This is a genomic window from Sphingorhabdus sp. Alg239-R122 (assembly GCF_900537065.1).
Classification (GTDB): Bacteria; Pseudomonadota; Alphaproteobacteria; order Sphingomonadales; family Sphingomonadaceae; genus Alg239-R122.
The window spans coordinates 81995-99001 of record NZ_UNRC01000001.1; the positions used below are offsets into that span (position 1 = coordinate 81995).

Sequence of the window (17007 nt, forward strand, 5' to 3'; positions counted from 1 at the left end):
CGGGAGCATATTCGCCGAATGTCCGAAGCCGAAACAGATAGACAGACCCGCGGAGTCTTCGGTTCGCTATCGTTTAAGCTCCGGATTCTGCTGTTCCTGGCAATATTATTTGCCGGTGCATTAATAGCCGTCATTTCCCAGCGGCAGGAAATTGCCCGCGAGCTGCTTTCGGATGAGCTTGAGGAACAGGGAATAGATGCGACGTATGAAATCGAAGAGGTAGGTCTCGAAAAACAGATCGTGCGCAATATCAAAATCGGGGATCCTGATGCGCCCGATGCCACTATTGAGCGCATGATCATTGAGCTGCGCCCTGAATGGGGTGCAGTCGCGATAGACGGCATCATTGTCGAGGGGTTGCGTATATATGGCAGCTATAAGGATGGGTATCTGTCATTCGGTACGCTTGACCCGTACCTGCAGTCAGATTCGGATGGTCCGCCCGAACTTCCCGAGTGGCAATTGACATTAAAGGATGCGCGCGGACACATTGATACCGATTATGGCGTGATTGGGTTGTCGGCAGATGGTTCCGGCTATTTGCAGAACGGGTTTCGCGGCAATATCGCCGCTATATCGCGCCAGCTTGATTATAATGGCTGCCGTATTGAGCGTCCGACACTATATGGCGAGATATCCATCCGGTCGGGACGTCCGAAGTTTAATGGGCCTGCCCGGTTTGATTCGTTGATATGTCCTGCAAAAAACGTGCGGGTAGGGCAGTCTGATATCCAGTTGGCACTGAATCTGTCCAATGATTTTGAGACGTTGCACGGCGAAACTGTCGCCGATATCGAAAAAGCCCGCCTTTTCGGAATGGTGTCAGACCACGTTACGGCAAGTACGGATTTTAGTTGGAATGCAGGAAATCTGACTGGCCAGGCTGACCTGACAGCGATCAATTCGGCTTATGGTGATGTACGAAGCCGGCAATTCAGTTTTACAGGTGATTTTTCGGCATCGGATAATTTTACCGCTGCCAAAGTGGATGGTGATGTACAGGTGCGCCAAATGGCAATCCCTGGCAATGTCTGGCAGGGACTGTCCGAAGTAGCGCGAGGTAACGGGGATACACCTATCGGCCCCCTGCTGACCAAATTCATCCGTGCCGCGCGACCTCAAACGGATAATATGTCACTCACCACACCGCTTGTCATAAATTATCGCGACGGTGTGGCGGATATACTGCTTAAGGATGCTGACCTGCTGAATTCTGGTGGAGAAGCTATATTCACAGCGCGTGATGTGCGTGTCAAAACGAGCGGTAACGGCCTGAAAAATGCGACAGGTGAATTTGCAGTCACTGGGCAGGGCTTGCCGCAGCTTTCAGCCGAATTTGATGCGTTGAGTATCAATAGTTTCCGTGTGCGTGCCCAAATGTTGAGCTACGCAAGCGGTTCGTCTTCGCTGGCCCTGCCGATGTTTGTAGTGCAGAAAAATGGATCAGGCGCTTATGGTTTTTCGGGCCGTGCGATGGTTTCTGGCCCACTGCCTGACGGATATGTATGGGGACTGCGTGTACCGCTTAAGGGCGGATGGACACGCCAGACGGGCCTGCGCATGTATAATGAATGTCAGGATTTTGAGTTTGCCGCGCTGAAATATGCCAGTATTCGCACCAATGGGCGCTTCATCCGTATTTGCCCCGATGAAGGGAGGCCAATTATCGCTCAGCGTGGTAATGATTACATCGTGTCCGCCAGCCTGCCTGATGGTCAGTTTGGCGGCTATTTGGGTGATACGCCGATTGATATACAAGCGGGCAACTTTGCATTTGCTTTGCCCGGGCAGGTGCGTGCGAAAAACCTGACCATCCTGATTGGCGAGGGTGACACGGCAACCCGCATTGTTGCGGGACAGTTTAATGGCACGCTTGGCGATAGGGTCAGTGGCAGTTTTGACAATGCCAATGCGAATATTGCCAATGTACCGCTCGACCTGACTGAAGGAAGAGGACGGCTGGAATTTGCAAATTCGGTGCTGGATATACAGGTCGATAACTGGCGAGTTTCGGATCAGGCCGAACGTAGTCGGTTTGAACCTCTTGTAACGCATGATGCGCAAATTCGGCTGCAGGACGGCATTATCACTGCAAATGCTCTATTGCACGAACCTGAAACTGATGCCGCCATTGTTAATGTGGATATCCGGCACGATCTTGGCAACTCGCGTGGTGGCGCGGATCTGACTGTGGCTGACATAAGCTTTAATGACCGCCTTCAACCCGAAATGCTGACCGGGCTTGCGCTGGGCGTGGTCGCCAATGTGGACGGGCAAGTGCGCGGGCAGGGACGAATCGACTGGAGCAGCGTTGGTGTTAGTAGTGCGGGTCGGTTTCGTACCGATGATATGGACTTGGCAGCAGCTTTTGGTCCTGTGGCCGGACTTTCGGGCGAAATAGAATTTACCGACCTACTGGCGCTGGAGACTGCTCCTGGACAGCTTGCGCGTATGGATGAGGTCAATCCCGGTATTGCGGCATTGGATGGGGTGATCCGCTATCAGCTGATTTCGGGGCAAAGGATGAAAATTGAAGGCGGAGAGTGGCCATTTGCAGGTGGTAAGCTGTTTTTGGAGCCAACCATACTCGACTTTTCCGAAGAAAAAGTGCGTAACTTGGTTTTCCGGATAGAAGGATTGGACGCGGCCAAGTTTTTGCTCCGTTTCGATTTTGACAATCTGGCGGCAACGGGCATATTTGATGGCCGCTTGCCGATGGTGTTCGATCAAAATGGCGGACGTATTGATGGTGGGCGGCTGGATGTGCGCAGCGAAGGCGGGACACTCGCCTATATCGGACAACTCACTTATGAGGATCTCAGCCCAATGGCCAATTTCGCTTTTAATGCGCTCAGGGCGATGGAATATGATGAGCTCACCATCCGGATGAACGGACCGCTTGACGGTGAAATCATTACCGATGTGAATATGGAAGGCGTTCGGCAGGGTGTACAGGCACAGAAAAACTTTATCACGCGCCAACTTGCAAAATTGCCCATCGTTTTCAAAATCAGGATCAAGGCGCCCTTTATGCAGCTTATCAATACCGGGCGCTCGCTCTATGATGCGGAATATATTCCGGATCCGGTCGCTGCGGGTCTATTGCGCCGCTTGCCGCCGCTTATGCCCGACACGGATCGACCGCCGCAACCTGAAACATTTCCACAGGAAGATACAGAAAATGAAGGGGTTGTTCAGCCTCTGGAAAGCGAGAATATGCGATGAATCACGATAAATTGACCTCTGCAATATATGCTGGCATTCCAATAAACATGGTTTCAGCATATATTACAGGGCGAAAAACAGCATTGATGCTGTTCATGACTGCCGGTTTGGCACTGCAAGGCTGCGTAAATGTAGCTGCACCAGACAAACCGATCGTGATTGAACTGAACATCAATATAAAACAGGAAGTTGTCTATCGGCTGGCAGATGATGCAAAAGCGTTGATAGATGAAAATCCGGAGATTTTTTGATGCGTAAAATTATGATGACAGCGATAATTGCCAGCTTGGGTGTTGCAACACTTGCAACAACGGCGTCGGCACAACGTGACCCGGCTTATCAGGCTGCACGTTCACAGGGGCTTATCGGTGAAAAGCCGGATGGTTATCTGGGCTTTGTCACTTCGCCTTCTGCTGCGATCAAGGCGATGGTTGAGGATATCAATATCAAGCGTAAGGCCTTTTATATCAGAAAGGCGAGCGAAAATAATGTAACACCGCAGGATTTTGCCTTCACCACAGGCTGCGATGCCATTGCCCGCACTGCTGCGGGTGAAAAATACCAATCCCCCGATGGCGTCTGGCGCACACGTACTAGCGAGCCTCCGGTTCGTGATCCGCGCTGTCCCTGATCAGCGGCGAAATCATAAGATTCAAGAGCACTGGAACTGCGGGTTCCGGTGCTCTTTTTATATAGTGTGAAAATAAGCTGTGTGCTGGTGCAGCATGACCATTGACTAATTGCCGTGCACTTTCTAAACGGGCCGCGCCTTGGCGGGTTTGACTGCTGTCATGTCACGCGCCCGAACTTCGTCAAAACGGCGGAAAAGGGAGCTTTACATGGCTGAAGAAAAACCCGGGCAGACCCAAAGCGGTGAAGATCCGCGGATAGATTCTCTGGAAGAACGAATCCGTAGGGCCGATGCCGCTGAGCAGATGCGTTCAGGCCAGGATGCGCCAAGCGAAGCCGATGAAGATTATCGGCTTGGTAACCGCATATTGGCCGAACTTATCGGTGGGATTGCTGGTGGCATGCTATTTGGATGGTTGTTTGACCGGATATTTGGCACGTCTCCCTGGCTCCTGCTCACCTTTCTCTTTTTGGGGATTGTGGTGGTGTTCAGGAACATTATCAGGTTATCGAACGAGCAGTCTCGTAAAGCCCGTGAAAAGGCTATGGCGCACGAAGCGACAAACGAAACTGGTCAGGATTGAGTTTATGGGCGGCCCGTTCGCCCGAATGAAGAAAGTCGTGAGGATTTATCGTGGCAGGTGAAGAAGGCAAAATTGACCCGATGCATCAGTTTGAGATCCAGCCCATTTTTGATGGCGGATTTGAAATTGCGGGCCAGACGATTAATTTCACGAACAGCGCGCTGTGGATGATACTAACATTCATCACGCTGTGGATTTTCATGTTGGGTGGCATGAAGCGTGAAATCATTCCCGGCCGCTGGCAGGTGATGGTTGAAAGCATGAGCAACTTCGTCACTAATATGCTGACCAGCAATGTGGGTGAAGCAGGCCGCAAATATGTGCCTTATGTTTTCTCATTGTTCATGTTTATCCTGTTTGCCAATATCCTTGGCATGCTGCCTATCGGTGTTATCGGGCTGCACCCATTTACGGTGACGAGCCATATTGCAATTACCGGCATATTGGCGGTGCTCAGCTTCTCTATTGTGTTGATTGTCGGTTTCTGGAAGCATGGTCTCCACTTTTTCTCACTATTCGTACCGCATGGTACACCGCTGCCAATGGTGCCGTTTATTGCGGTCATTGAATTTATTTCCTTCATGATCCGTCCATTCAGCCTTGGTCTGCGTCTGTTCGTGGCTATGACCGCAGGACACGTCCTGTTGAAAGTGCTGGGCGGCTTTGTGATCAACTCGACCAACGCGGGCGCCGGTTATGGCGCGCTGGTCGGTATTCCAAGTTTCATGCTGATGGTCGGTATCAGCGCGCTTGAGCTGCTGGTGGCGGTTATTCAGGCATATGTTTTCGCGCTTCTCACATCGCTTTACATTAACGATGCAGAGAATTTGCACTAAGTTTCACCCGAATTTATCAATAACTTCAATTTTTAAGTTTAATCCAAGGAGTAGTAAAATGGACGCAGAAGCAGCAAAACTGATCGGTGCAGGTCTTGCAGCAATTGGTGCCGGTATGGCCGCCATTGGTGTGGGTAACGTATTCGGTTCTTTCCTCGAAAGCGCACTGCGCAATCCGGCAGCAGCCGACGGCCAGCAGGGCCGCCTGTTCATCGGTTTTGCCGCAGCCGAACTTCTGGGTCTGCTGGCATTTGTTGTCGCAATGATCCTGATTTTCGTTGCCTAAATGATTCTGGCTGGGCGTTTTGTTGTCCGGCCATGATTTTCCGTATGGACGCGTATTTTGCCTTCGGGCATAATACGCTCTATACGGCATGTGATTTTAACGGTTACTAGCGGACACGCGATATGCCTCAGATTTCCCAATTGGTCTCGACCTTCGGCTCCCAGTTCTTCTGGCTGGCGATTACCTTTGGCCTTGTCTACCTCCTGATCGGCCGCTCCATGCTGCCGAAAATCCAATCCACTGTCGATGCGCGCAACAAGCGTATCGCCGATGATCTGGATGCAGCGCGCATAGCGCACAAACAGGCGGACGAAATCGAAGATCAGTATAAAGCGCGCCAGGCTGCTGACCGTGACGAAGCGCAGAAAGTAACTGCTGAAGCCAAGGTGCAAGCCACCAAGGCATCGGAAAAGAAGGTACGTGATGCGGACAAGCGCATCGCCACCAAAATTACCAAGGCGGAAGCCGATATCGCCGCGCAGACCGAAGCAGCGCTGAGCGAAATTGAAAGCGTCACGGCGGAAGCGACGCAGAATATCGTGTCGAAGCTGACCAGTGCCAAGGTGACTAAAGCCAAGGCCGTGAAAGCAGTAAAAGGAGCTCTTGCCAATGTTTGAGCTGATTTTCTTTCTCGCTGAAGGCGCTGAACACGCAGAACCATCTGCTCTTGGTCTGACTGCCACTGCGTGGGTTTCGTTGGCGATGCTGGTCTTTATTGGTATCCTGGTCTGGAAAAAAGTACCCGCGCTGATTACCAGCAATCTGGACAAGCAGATCGAAGATATCCGTACACAGCTGGACGAAGCCAAGTCGCTGCGCGGCGAGGCAGAAAAACTGCGTGCCGAATATGAAGCGAAAATGGCATCTGCCTTGACCGAGGCGGAAGACATGAAACACCGCGCCGAACAGGAAGCGGAGTTGATCCTTGAACAGGCCAAGACCGATGCCACCAACCTGGTGGAACGCCGCAAGAAAATGGCTGAAGACAAGATCGCTTCCGCCGAACGTACGGCCATTGCGGATATCCGCCGTAAAGTTGCCGGTGCTGCGAGCAATGCTGCTGCTGACCTGATTGGCGATGTGCACGACGCGGCGGCTGACAAGGCGCTTGTGAACAACACGATTTCTGACCTGGGCAGTAAGCTTAACTGAGCTATTGCCCCGGCGGTAACCCATTAAAGATTGACCGGATAGTCGCTGTCCTCATATTGGGGATGCATGTCTGATCCCAATTCTCCCGACCGTTTCCGCGAGGAAAAAGCCACCTATACGGTGAAGGGCGCGGACAAGCCTGACTTTGAAGCGGGGGTGGAGGCTATTCGCGCCACACTGGCCACGCTGGTTGCGCAACCGGGGGTATACCGGATGCAGGACGCGCGTGGGGATGTGCTTTATGTAGGCAAGGCCAAGGCGCTTAAAAACCGGGTGTCCAATTATGTGCAGGTAAATCGCCTGTCGCGCAGGTTGCAACGCATGGTCGCCCAGACACGGTCGATGACGATTGTCACCACCAGCAGCGAGGCTGAGGCGTTGCTGCTCGAAGCGCAGTTCATCAAGAAATTCAGGCCGCCTTACAATGTATTGCTGCGCGATGATAAGAGCTTTCCTTATATCTTGCTGCGTGACGACCATGATTTTCCGCGCATGTACAAGCATCGCGGGGCGCAGAAGTATAAGGGGCAGTATTTTGGCCCTTTTGCCAGCGCCGGTTCAGTTACGAGCACGCTCAATTCGATGCAGAAGCTTTTTCTGCTGCGTTCATGCAGCGACAGTTTCTTCAACAACCGTTCACGGCCTTGTTTGCTGTATCAAATCAAACGTTGTTCTGCGCCCTGTGTCGACCGGATCAGCAAGAAGAATTATGCAGGGTTGGTCGAAGATGCGCGCAATTTTCTGACAGGCAAGTCTACCGATGTGCAGGTCCGGCTTGGTGAGCAGATGCAGTCTGCTGCGGACAATCTGGATTTCGAACTGGCGGCCAGCCTGCGCGACCGGCTGAAAGCACTAACCTTTATCCAGGGTAGCCAGGCGGTACGTGCCAAGGGCGTGAGCGATGCGGATATTTTCGCGTTGGCACAAACCGGCGGGACGGCCTGTATCCAAGCCTTTTTTATCCGTGCTGGTCAGAATTGGGGGCATCGCAGCTTTTTTCCGGCGCATGTTGAGGATATCGAAGGTCCTGAAATTTTATCGAGCTTTATCATGCAATTCTATCAAGATATGCCGCCGCCACGGCTGATACTGGTGGACCGTGAACTGGCCGAGAAAAAACTAGTGCATGAAGCATTGTCAGCGCGTCTCTCGCATAAGCTGGAAATCGCTGTTCCGCAGCGCGGTGAGCGTCGGGGCCTTATCAAACAGGCTGAGCGCAACGCCACTGAAGCATTGGCGCGCCGCAAGGCTGAGACCGCCAGCCAGACGAAAATATTGCGCGAGCTCACCAATCTGTTTGATCTGGATGGCATTCCGGACCGCATCGAAACCTATGACAATAGCCATATTCAGGGCACAAATTCGGTCGGTGCAATGATTGTTGCGGGGCCGGAGGGGTTTCGTAAAAATGCCTATCGCAAGTTTAACATCAAGAATCCCGATACTGTGCCGGGGGATGATTTCGGCATGATGCGAGAGGTGCTCGAACGACGATTTGCGCGCGCGCAGAGTGAGGATCCTGACCGTGACAAGGGGGACTGGCCTGATCTTGTCCTGATTGACGGTGGCAAGGGACAGTTGAGCGCCGCGCAGGATGCGTTGGGCGAGCTGGGGATTGAGGATGTCAATCTGGTCGGTGTGGCAAAGGGGCCAGATCGCAATGCGGGCCGTGAGACATTTTACATGCCAGATGGGCGTGAATTTACGCTGCCGATAAATTCACCGGTTCTTTATTACCTGCAACGCCTGCGTGATGAGGCGCACCGTTTTGCCATTGGCGCGCATCGCACGAAGCGCAAAAAAGCGATGGGCAGCAGCCCGCTGGACGAAGTCCCAGGTATTGGCCCGGCGCGCAAGCGGGCACTGCTCATGCATTTTGGTACGGCCAAGGCAGTAAAAGCTGCATCATTGGATGATTTGCAACGCGCGCCCGGCGTGTCAAAGGCGATGGCGCAGAATATTTACGATTATTTCCATGGGTGAGCATATATGACCGTGATCCGCACCGATGGTATTATCTGCACCACGCGCGACCATGGCGAACATGGCTGTGTAGTGCGGCTGTTCACACCCGACAACGGCTTGATGGCGGGGTATGCGCGCGGTGCAAAGTCGCGTACCAAACGTCCCGTGCTAATGCCTGCCAATCTGGTGTCCGCCGAATTTCGCAGCCGGACAGCTGATCAACTGGCGAGTGTCGAGATGGAACTCAGGGAAAGCCGCGCGCCCTATTATGAGGAACCGCTTGCCGCAGCTGCTTTCGGATGGGCGACCTTGCTGACAGCTACGGTTTTGCCAGAGGAACAGGCCTATGCGCGGCTATATAGCGCGTTTAGTGCGCTGCTTGACGCGATTGCCTCTGCACCCTCAGCGCGGGGCTGGTCGGCTGCGCTGGTGCGTTATGAACTGCTCTTACTGGCGGAAATGGGGTTTGGTCTCGACCTACATCAATGCGTGGCAAGCGGCGCGGAGGAAGAGCTTATCTATGTCAGCCCGAAAAGCGGAGGTGCAGTAAGTCGCTACAGTGCGCAGGGGCGGGAACATTTGTTGCTTCCGCTGCCGGATTTCCTGTTATCCGGGGACACGCCAGGCTGGGATCAGATTTTCGATGGCCTGAAACTCACAGGACATTTTATCGAACGCCATTTCTTCGATGGATATCGTGCCGACAGCTATATGGCGCGGCAGATGCTGCTCGACCGGCTGAAAAGGGCGGTTGCCTGAATCGCAGCAAACGGGCAGGAGGGTGTTCCAGTAAAGACAGGGTGACAGGATATCTCCATGCATATTGCGATATTGGCGGGCGACGGCATTGGACCGGAAATTATGGCGGAAGCGGAAAAACTGCTCGCGGCGCTTCATCTGCCTGCCCTGAAGCTCAGCCATGCGAATATTGGCGGGACGGCCTATCATGCAGAAGGGCATCCATTACCGCCCGATACGCTGCAACTGGCCAAGGAATGTGATGCGATACTATTTGGCGCTGTAGGCGATCCCACCTGTGACAGTCTGGAGCGGAATCTGCGGCCAGAACAGGCGATTTTGGGGTTGCGCAAGGAACTTGGCCTGTTTGCCAATCTGCGGCCTGCTGCAGTCTTTCCGGGGCTGGAAAGTGCTTCCACGCTGAAACCCGAAATTGCCCGTGAAATTGATGTGATGATTGTGCGTGAGCTGACCGGCGATGTCTATTTTGGCGAGCCCCGCGGACGGCGGGAGACAGGTGGAGGCCGCCGCGAGGGATTTGACACCATGCTCTATGATGAGGATGAAGTGGCGCGCATCGCCCATGTGGCCTTTCGTACAGCCCGTGCGCGGCGCGGGAAGCTATGTTCGGTTGACAAGGCCAATGTACTGGAAACATCCGTGCTCTGGCGCGAAGTGATGGCAGAAATCGCCCCTGAATATCCTGATGTCGAGCTGGCACATATGTATGTGGATAATGCCGCGATGCAGCTTGTGCGCAATCCCGGACAGTTTGACACGATTGTCACCGGCAACCTGTTTGGCGATATCCTGTCTGACCAGGCGAGTATGTGCGTGGGTTCTATCGGCTTGCTCGCTTCGGCTTCGCTGGGCGAAGGGCGCAAAGGTCTATATGAGCCCATTCACGGTAGTGCGCCCGATATTGCTGGGCAGGAGATTGCCAATCCCGTTGCGATGCTCTTGTCGGTGGCAATGATGCTGCGCTACAGCTTTGATATGGCACAGCAAGCTAACCGGATTGAAGCGGCAGTCGCCAAAACACTGAATGATGGTATTTTCGGGAGTGATATGTGCGGTTCAGCATCGACGCGGGAAATTGGCGATGCCGTTATCGCCAGACTATGACATGAGCGGCAATTTGCGCGGAGTGAGACTATGAAAAGAAAAACCGGCCAGGACCGCGATATCACACGCAAATGGCGCCCCGCGACCCAGGCGATTCGCGGCGGCAGTGCGCGCAGCGAATATGGCGAAACGTCAGAGGCGCTGTTTCTGACCTCGGGCTACGCTTATGACTGCGCCGAAGATGCAGCAGCGCGTTTTTCCGGTGACCAGCAGGGTATGACCTATAGCCGCTTGCAGAATCCCACGGTGGAGATGCTGGAACAGCGTATCGCCCTGATGGAAGGGGCCGAGGCGTGCCGGTCGATGGCAACGGGTATGGCGGCGATGACGGCGGCCTTGCTGTGTCAGCTTGAAATTGGCGATCATGTCGTGGCGAGCAGGGCACTGTTCGGCTCGTGTCGCTGGCTGACCGATACATTGCTGCCCAAATTCGGGATCAAAACGACGATTATTGACGGGCGTGAGTTTGCCAATTGGGAAGCAGCCATACGGCCTGAGACAAAAGTGTTTTTCTTTGAAACACCTGCCAATCCGACCATGGATATTATTGACCTGAAAACTGTATGCGGTCTTGCGAAATCACGTGCTATCGTAAGTGTTGTTGATAATGCCTTCGCAACCAATGTGCTGCAACGCCCGATGGAATTTGGCGCAGATGTCGTGGCCTATAGCGCCACCAAGATGATGGACGGACAAGGCCGCGTGCTGGCAGGTGCGGTCTGCGGTAACGAAGAATTTATCAATGAGGTGCTGCTACCCTTTACCCGCAATACCGGCCCGACACTCAGCGCATTTAATGCCTGGGTAGTGCTCAAGGGGCTGGAGACACTTGATCTACGAATCCATAGGCAGAGTGCGAATGCACTCAAAATTGCGGAATTTCTGGAAAGCCGGGTAGCGCGGGTCAATTATCCGGGGCTTGCCTCGCACCCGCAGCATGCGCTCGCTATGTCACAAATGGATGCGGCGGGGCCCATCATGTCGCTTTATCTGGACGGTGGGCGTGAGCGTGCACATGGCCTTCTAAATGCACTGCAATTAATTGATATATCGAATAATATTGGTGACAGCCGTTCATTGATGACGCATCCCAGCAGCACTACCCACTACGGTTTGGAAGAAGAAGCACGCCTGGAAGTGGGAATTACCGAAGATATGCTCCGGCTCAATGTTGGACTGGAAGATTCAAAAGATGTGATGGAAGATTTGCATCAGGCCCTTTCATCTGTCGGCCTGTGAGTCCATATTGCCGGTATGCACAGTTTTTTCGATCATAACGCAACCACTCAGGATATAACGGTCCGGGCATCCGTGACCTACCTTCATGACCAGTCAGAAGCTGATAAAGCACGCTGGTTCTGGAGCTATCACATCCGTATCGAAAACCATGGTGATAAGACCATGCAGCTGCTCACAAGACACTGGCATATTACCGATGGACGCGGCGGCGTGCATATCGTCGACGGCGAAGGGGTTGTGGGGGAGCAGCCTGTGCTGGAACCTGGACAGACGCATGATTATGTGTCTGGATGCCCCCTGAACACACCGACGGGCAGTATGAAGGGGCACTTTCGGATGCTGTGCGCAGATGACAGCATGATTGATGTTGATATTCCGCATTTTCCGCTTGTAGCGCCTGCTACAGCGCGTTGAGGACTGATCCATGAAGCGGACACACCTTCCCCTAAATGGCCTGCGCGTGCTGGATGCAGCGGCGCGGCATTTAAGCTTTACACGAGCGGCAGATGAGCTTGCGGTAACACCTGCGGCTGTCGGGCAGCAGATCCGGGCACTGGAGGACATGCTGGGCGTGGTACTGTTTCGCCGCACCCCCAAAGGGCTTGAACTCACTGACGAAGCAAGCGCAGGCCTTGATTCACTTCGCAGTGGGTTTTTGCAGTTTGAAGATGCGGTGGAAGCGATGCAGGCCAGTCAGTCTTCGCATAATTTTACTATTGCTGTACCGCGTGATTTTGCCGAAAAATGGCTGCATCACCGCCTTGCCGATTTTGCACGCGATAATCCTGATGTACGTTTTTCATTGGTTTCAGGCGATCACGATATCGATTTTACCGAGGCCAACCTGGATATCGCATTCCGGCTTGCCGATGGACCTGGTGATCTTGAGGGCGTACCGATCGGGTCAGCAGAATTTATCACTGTAGCGGCTCCCGATGGCCCAAAGGATTGGATCAGCTGGCCTGGCTGCAGCTACCGCAAGAGTGAGGATGAAGTGGAAGAGGCAGTCATGCAGGTGGCGGATGCCGGCTTGGCGCTACAGGCGGCTATAGCGGGTTTCGGACAATGTTCCGTCCCGTTGCTTCTGGCACAGAATGATATTGATAAAGGCCGCTTGGTGGCGATTGACGAACCGCGTGCTTCGACACGAAGGTACTGGCTGGTCGCGCCCACTCCGCAATGGCGTCAAAAAAAGGTAAAGGCGCTGGTTGCTGCCCTTAGCGGACAATGATGCTGCCCATACTGCATACGAAAAGATTGGAACTACGGCCTTTGCGTGCATCAGATGCGGAAAGCTTACATGATGCATTTTCTGACGAGAAGCTAATGGCTTACTGGTCGAGTGAGCCGCATAAAGATCTCGTAGAAACAGAGCGTTATATTACCGGCAATATGACAGCCAAGTACCCGACATGGGCAATTGCGATAGGCGAAGGGCCGGCCATTGGTTGGGTGGTATTAATCCCGCACCGTGATGGTGTGCGGGAGATTGGTTATATCCTTCGCCGTGATGCGTGGGGCAAGGGATATGCCAGTGAAGCCGTAACACGTATTATCGATTATGGATTTCGGGAACTTGGTCTGCGCAGGATATTTGCGGATGTAGATCCGGATAATGCTGCTTCGATAGTTCTGCTTGAGAAATTGGGATTTGTGCGTGAAGGTCTGTTACGGGCGGAGTGGGAAACACATATCGGAGTGCGTGACAGCTACATTTATGGTTTGCTTGCTGCCGATTGGCAGCACGTACGGGTTAGCGTGCAAGCCTGACACGCGTTACGGGGTTCAGTACTTCGACCATATCAAGAAATTCGTTGAGACGGATGACTCGTTCAAACTGAAAACCACAGCGACCACCGACAGTCCAGATCATATGAGCCTCAATCTGGCCCAATATGGGCAGGCGTACCGTGATACGCTCACCCTTGCCAATGGGCATGTCGCCTTCGGTCATAAAGCCGTTATCGGAGATGTTGACGATATGCGTCTTGATATCGCCGAGCAACCTGTGTTCGGCGATTGCCGAGTGATTGATTGCGTGCCGTGCGGCGCGGCGTTGATCCACAACAGAGAGGTTTGCGCCCTGTTTCATTTTTGCCCCCGTATTTGTTACCTGAGCACTATGGGAGCAAAAAATCAATAAATTGTAAATTAACCAGAATTGATGACGAGGGGCTGTCAAAAGACTAAGATTCCGTGCTTCTTTTTACCTGCGGAGATGCGTATTTCGCCCGATACAGCTGTGATTTGATGCTGTTCATTTGCAACCTGTTCGCCATTGATTCGTGCGCCACCACCTTTGACCATGCGTTTGGCTTCGCCTTTGCTGGCACATAGACCAAGAGACATCATCGCATCCAGGATCGATATGCTGCCGCCTTCCACCTGCATGCGGGGTAAGTCATCACCGCTACTGCCCTGTTCAAATGTTTTCTGCGCCGTATCCGCCGCCTGTCTGGCCGAATCATCCCCGTGCGCCAGCGTAGTTGCAGCATCAGCAAGTAATTTTTTGGCTTCGTTTATTTCCGAACCTTCAAGTGATTCAAGGCGCCGGATTTCATCCAGATCAATGTCAGTGAACAGCCGCAGGAAACGGCCGACATCGGCATCTTGCGTATTGCGCCAGAATTGCCAGTAATCATAGGGCGACAGCTGATCGGCATTGAGCCAGACGGCACCTGCCGCCGTCTTACCCATTTTCTTGCCATCTGCTGTGGTGATCAGCGGGGTGGTCAGACCGTAAACCTGTTTGCCATCAATCCGGCGATTAAGCTCCACACCGTTGACAATATTACCCCATTGATCCGACCCGCCCAATTGCAGCGTACAGTCATTGCGGCGCTGCAGCTCCAGAAAGTCGTACGCCTGGAATATCATATAGTTGAATTCGAGGAAGGTGAGCGGTTGTTCACGATCAAGCCGGAGTTTGACGCTGTCAAATGTCAGCATCCGGTTGATGGTAAAATGCGGGCCAACATCACGTAGGAACGGCATATATTCAAGACTATCAAGCCAGTCCGCATTATTCACCATGATGGCATCAGTCGGGCCATCGCCAAAAGTCAGGAAATTGGCAAAGCAGGCCTTGATACTGGCAATATGTTCGTCAATTTTTTCCGCTGTCAAAAGCTGACGGCTTTCATCCCGGCCAGATGGGTCTCCGATTTTTGTGGTACCACCGCCCATAACGACAATCGGTTTGTGTCCCGCCTGCTGAAGACGGCGGAGCATCATGATCTGAACCAGCGAACCAATGTGCAATGATGGCGCAGTGGCATCAAAACCGATATAGCCCGGCACAATGCCTTTTACAGCAGCGGCGTCGAGCGCTTCCGCATCAGTAATCTGGTGGATATAGCCGCGTTCGTTCAGCAGCTGCAAAAGATCGGATTGATAGTGTGTCATGATGAAACTCGTTACAGACAGATGGAGAGACTCGCAATTGATTCGGCATAATGGAGCGATAAAATGTCCCTGAAGCTGACCTGCCACCCCCGTGACTATTGCGCTGCGATAGACAGGGTTACGGCTATGATCTCGATCTCGCCGGATAAAATACTCACCGTAAAATATATGTTACGCGGCGATGTTGATGGTCTTATCTTGGCGGATCATACCGCGCCGCAGCGTGAGGATGAGCTGTGGGAGCAGACCTGTCTTGAGCTTTTTTTGCAGGCAGATGGCAGTGATGTTTATTATGAGTGGAATTTGTCACCTTCCTCCGCTTGGGCGCTTTACGCATTTGATGCATATCGCGGGGAGCGCGTTTTACCTGAAATTGCGAGCTTGCCGCGAATACGCACCCATCACGAAAGCGATATTTATACGCTGCTGGCCGATATTGATCTGAAAGAGCTTTCCGGCATTACCGAAGCGCAGCAGGTAAATATCGGACTGTCGGCGGTGCTGGAAGAAGCGAGCGGACATAAATCCTATTGGGCGTTGGCACATGCAGGTGAAAAGCCGGATTTCCACAATAGGGATTGCTTTACATACCAACTCAAGGCAGCAGATACTCCATGAAAAATGGCATAGACAGATTATTGACCGAGCCGCAGCTGCGCACTGAATTAATGGGTAAGCGCGTGGCGCTGCTGGCGCACCCGGCATCGGTGACTGCGGATTTGACCCATTCGATTGACGCGCTTGCGGCGCTGGATGATATCACGCTCACTGCCGCCTTCGGTCCGCAACATGGCATGCGGGGCGACAAGCAGGACAATATGATGGAGACCGAGGATTTTACCGATCCTGTCCATGATATCCCTGTGTTCAGCCTGTACGGTGAAGTCCGCCGCCCAACCAGCCAGTCGATGCAGACGTTCGACACTATCCTGATTGACATGCAGGATTTGGGTTGCCGCATTTATACCTTTATCACGACGCTACGTTATATGCTGGAAGCCGCGGCTGAGCATGGAAAGTCTGTCTGGGTGCTGGACCGTCCCAATCCCGCCGGGCGGCCTGTCGAGGGTCTGACGCTGCGCGAAGGTTGGGAAAGCTTTGTCGGGGCAGGGCCCATGCCGATGCGGCACGGGATGACACTGGGCGAACTGGGGCACTGGTTTATTGATATGCTGGGGCTGGATGTCGATTATAAGGTCATCGAAATGCAGGGATGGGCGCCAGATGCTGCGCCCGGCCATGGTTGGCCCGAAGACCGCGTCTGGATCAACCCCAGCCCGAATGCGCCAAACCTGCCTATGGCGCGGGCCTATGCAGGCACAGTCATGCTGGAAGGTGTAACCTTGTCCGAAGGCCGCGGCACGACGCGCCCGCTGGAGCTGTTCGGTGCACCTGACATTGGTGCACGGGCGATCATTACTGAAATGCGGTGCCTCGCACCCGAATGGTTACGTGGCTGTATCTTGCGTGATTGCTGGTTTGAACCGACATTTCACAAGCATGTGGGACGGCAATGCAATGGCGTGCACATCCATGCCGAAGGTCCGGGCTATGACCATGCGATATTCAGGCCATGGCGAATACAAGCGCTGGGGTTCAAGGCAATCCGCAATCTCTACCCGGATTACGATCTATGGCGCGGCAAGGATTTCAAATATGAATATACCAATGATGTGCTGGCGATAGATGTGATTAACGGTTCGCCGCTGCTGCGCGAGTGGGTCGATAACCCCGATTCAACGCCGCATGATCTGGATGCGATCACAATACCCGATGAAAAAGCATGGAAAGCCGAGCGGGCGAAATATCTGCTGTATTAAAC

General features: G+C 53.3%; 19 protein-coding genes. 17 read left to right on the forward strand and 2 right to left on the reverse strand.

The window, feature by feature from the left end; all coding sequences use genetic code 11:
• The first annotated feature begins 18 nt into the window (after positions 1-18).
• From G6Q15_RS00430 to G6Q15_RS00500, 15 genes are all read left to right on the forward strand, one after another.
• A complete protein-coding gene (locus G6Q15_RS00430; protein WP_164114430.1) occupies positions 19-3225 on the forward strand; it encodes a YdbH domain-containing protein in 3207 nt (1068 codons plus the stop codon).
• On the forward strand, positions 3222-3476 hold the full coding sequence (locus G6Q15_RS12195) for a YnbE family lipoprotein (protein ID WP_240330680.1): 255 nt from the start codon (positions 3222-3224) through the stop codon (positions 3474-3476). The genes G6Q15_RS00430 and G6Q15_RS12195 overlap by 4 nt, the downstream gene beginning before the upstream one ends.
• Positions 3476-3856, forward strand: coding sequence for a YdbL family protein (locus G6Q15_RS00440; RefSeq protein ID WP_164114432.1), 381 nt, complete (start codon positions 3476-3478; stop codon positions 3854-3856). Before G6Q15_RS12195 ends, G6Q15_RS00440 begins: the two co-directional genes overlap by 1 nt.
• Before the next feature lie 208 nt (positions 3857-4064).
• Positions 4065-4439 carry an AtpZ/AtpI family protein gene (locus G6Q15_RS00445; protein WP_164114434.1) on the forward strand — a complete coding sequence of 125 codons (375 nt, stop codon included), beginning with the start codon at positions 4065-4067 and terminating at the stop codon, positions 4437-4439.
• A 50-nt stretch (positions 4440-4489) separates the two neighbouring features.
• A complete protein-coding gene (locus G6Q15_RS00450; RefSeq protein ID WP_205518054.1) occupies positions 4490-5275 on the forward strand; it encodes a F0F1 ATP synthase subunit A in 786 nt (261 codons plus the stop codon).
• Between the two features lie 58 nt (positions 5276-5333).
• Positions 5334-5561, forward strand: a complete 228-nt coding sequence (locus G6Q15_RS00455; RefSeq protein WP_017670380.1) for a F0F1 ATP synthase subunit C — start codon at positions 5334-5336, stop codon at positions 5559-5561.
• Between the two features lie 122 nt (positions 5562-5683).
• Positions 5684-6178, forward strand: coding sequence for an ATPase (locus tag G6Q15_RS00460; protein WP_164114436.1), 495 nt, complete (start codon positions 5684-5686; stop codon positions 6176-6178).
• The gene (locus G6Q15_RS00465) at positions 6171-6713 is read left to right on the forward strand and encodes a F0F1 ATP synthase subunit B (RefSeq protein ID WP_164114438.1); all 543 of its coding nucleotides are present in this window, start codon (positions 6171-6173) and stop codon (positions 6711-6713) included. Before G6Q15_RS00460 ends, G6Q15_RS00465 begins: the two co-directional genes overlap by 8 nt.
• 66 nt (positions 6714-6779) lie before the next feature.
• Complete coding sequence (uvrC, locus tag G6Q15_RS00470; RefSeq protein WP_164114440.1) at positions 6780-8696, forward strand: excinuclease ABC subunit UvrC; 1917 nt, start codon at positions 6780-6782, stop codon at positions 8694-8696.
• A 6-nt stretch (positions 8697-8702) separates the two neighbouring features.
• Positions 8703-9437, forward strand: coding sequence for a DNA repair protein RecO (recO, locus tag G6Q15_RS00475; RefSeq protein WP_164114443.1), 735 nt, complete (start codon positions 8703-8705; stop codon positions 9435-9437).
• A gap of 57 nt (positions 9438-9494) precedes the next feature.
• A complete protein-coding gene (gene leuB, locus G6Q15_RS00480) occupies positions 9495-10541 on the forward strand; it encodes a 3-isopropylmalate dehydrogenase (protein WP_164114445.1) in 1047 nt (348 codons plus the stop codon).
• A 30-nt stretch (positions 10542-10571) separates the two neighbouring features.
• Positions 10572-11780 (forward strand): aminotransferase class I/II-fold pyridoxal phosphate-dependent enzyme, encoded by a 1209-nt coding sequence (locus tag G6Q15_RS00485; protein WP_164114447.1) that lies wholly within the window; start codon positions 10572-10574, stop codon positions 11778-11780.
• Positions 11781-11795: 15 nt separating this feature from the next.
• Complete coding sequence (gene apaG, locus G6Q15_RS00490; RefSeq protein ID WP_164114448.1) at positions 11796-12194, forward strand: Co2+/Mg2+ efflux protein ApaG; 399 nt, start codon at positions 11796-11798, stop codon at positions 12192-12194.
• Between the two features lie 10 nt (positions 12195-12204).
• Positions 12205-13011 (forward strand): LysR substrate-binding domain-containing protein, encoded by an 807-nt coding sequence (locus G6Q15_RS00495; RefSeq protein WP_164114450.1) that lies wholly within the window; start codon positions 12205-12207, stop codon positions 13009-13011.
• Positions 13008-13550 (forward strand): GNAT family N-acetyltransferase, encoded by a 543-nt coding sequence (locus G6Q15_RS00500; RefSeq protein ID WP_240330681.1) that lies wholly within the window; start codon positions 13008-13010, stop codon positions 13548-13550. The genes G6Q15_RS00495 and G6Q15_RS00500 overlap by 4 nt, the downstream gene beginning before the upstream one ends.
• Here G6Q15_RS00500 and G6Q15_RS00505 read toward each other — a convergent pair.
• Entirely contained in the window at positions 13534-13872 is a 339-nt protein-coding gene (locus tag G6Q15_RS00505) for a PilZ domain-containing protein (protein WP_164114452.1), read from the reverse strand. The genes G6Q15_RS00500 and G6Q15_RS00505 overlap by 17 nt on opposite strands.
• 86 nt (positions 13873-13958) lie before the next feature.
• Positions 13959-15185 (reverse strand): tyrosine--tRNA ligase, encoded by a 1227-nt coding sequence (gene tyrS, locus G6Q15_RS00510; RefSeq protein ID WP_164114454.1) that lies wholly within the window; start codon positions 15183-15185, stop codon positions 13959-13961.
• Between the two features lie 63 nt (positions 15186-15248).
• On the opposite strand from tyrS, the gene G6Q15_RS00515 reads away from it, so the two are divergent.
• Together G6Q15_RS00515 and G6Q15_RS00520 are read left to right on the forward strand one after the other, a co-directional pair.
• Complete coding sequence (locus G6Q15_RS00515; protein ID WP_164114456.1) at positions 15249-15803, forward strand: DOMON-like domain-containing protein; 555 nt, start codon at positions 15249-15251, stop codon at positions 15801-15803.
• Positions 15800-17005 (forward strand): DUF1343 domain-containing protein, encoded by a 1206-nt coding sequence (locus G6Q15_RS00520; protein ID WP_164114458.1) that lies wholly within the window; start codon positions 15800-15802, stop codon positions 17003-17005. The genes G6Q15_RS00515 and G6Q15_RS00520 overlap by 4 nt, the downstream gene beginning before the upstream one ends.
• The last annotated feature ends 2 nt before the right edge of the window (positions 17006-17007 follow it).

Coding starts and splice junctions, on each gene's coding strand:
- G6Q15_RS00430 (WP_164114430.1), top strand. CDS start 19: ATGTCCGAAGCCGAAACAGATAGACAGACCCGCGGAGTCTTCGGTTCG.
- G6Q15_RS12195 (WP_240330680.1), top strand. CDS start 3,222: ATGAATCACGATAAATTGACCTCTGCAATATATGCTGGCATTCCAATA.
- G6Q15_RS00440 (WP_164114432.1), top strand. CDS start 3,476: ATGCGTAAAATTATGATGACAGCGATAATTGCCAGCTTGGGTGTTGCA.
- G6Q15_RS00445 (WP_164114434.1), top strand. CDS start 4,065: ATGGCTGAAGAAAAACCCGGGCAGACCCAAAGCGGTGAAGATCCGCGG.
- G6Q15_RS00455 (WP_017670380.1), top strand. CDS start 5,334: ATGGACGCAGAAGCAGCAAAACTGATCGGTGCAGGTCTTGCAGCAATT.
- G6Q15_RS00460 (WP_164114436.1), top strand. CDS start 5,684: ATGCCTCAGATTTCCCAATTGGTCTCGACCTTCGGCTCCCAGTTCTTC.
- G6Q15_RS00465 (WP_164114438.1), top strand. CDS start 6,171: ATGTTTGAGCTGATTTTCTTTCTCGCTGAAGGCGCTGAACACGCAGAA.
- uvrC (WP_164114440.1), top strand. CDS start 6,780: ATGTCTGATCCCAATTCTCCCGACCGTTTCCGCGAGGAAAAAGCCACC.
- recO (WP_164114443.1), top strand. CDS start 8,703: ATGACCGTGATCCGCACCGATGGTATTATCTGCACCACGCGCGACCAT.
- leuB (WP_164114445.1), top strand. CDS start 9,495: ATGCATATTGCGATATTGGCGGGCGACGGCATTGGACCGGAAATTATG.
- G6Q15_RS00485 (WP_164114447.1), top strand. CDS start 10,572: ATGAAAAGAAAAACCGGCCAGGACCGCGATATCACACGCAAATGGCGC.
- apaG (WP_164114448.1), top strand. CDS start 11,796: ATGCACAGTTTTTTCGATCATAACGCAACCACTCAGGATATAACGGTC.
- G6Q15_RS00495 (WP_164114450.1), top strand. CDS start 12,205: ATGAAGCGGACACACCTTCCCCTAAATGGCCTGCGCGTGCTGGATGCA.
- G6Q15_RS00500 (WP_240330681.1), top strand. CDS start 13,008: ATGATGCTGCCCATACTGCATACGAAAAGATTGGAACTACGGCCTTTG.
- G6Q15_RS00505 (WP_164114452.1), bottom strand. CDS start 13,872: ATGAAACAGGGCGCAAACCTCTCTGTTGTGGATCAACGCCGCGCCGCA.
- tyrS (WP_164114454.1), bottom strand. CDS start 15,185: ATGACACACTATCAATCCGATCTTTTGCAGCTGCTGAACGAACGCGGC.
- G6Q15_RS00515 (WP_164114456.1), top strand. CDS start 15,249: ATGTCCCTGAAGCTGACCTGCCACCCCCGTGACTATTGCGCTGCGATA.
- G6Q15_RS00520 (WP_164114458.1), top strand. CDS start 15,800: ATGAAAAATGGCATAGACAGATTATTGACCGAGCCGCAGCTGCGCACT.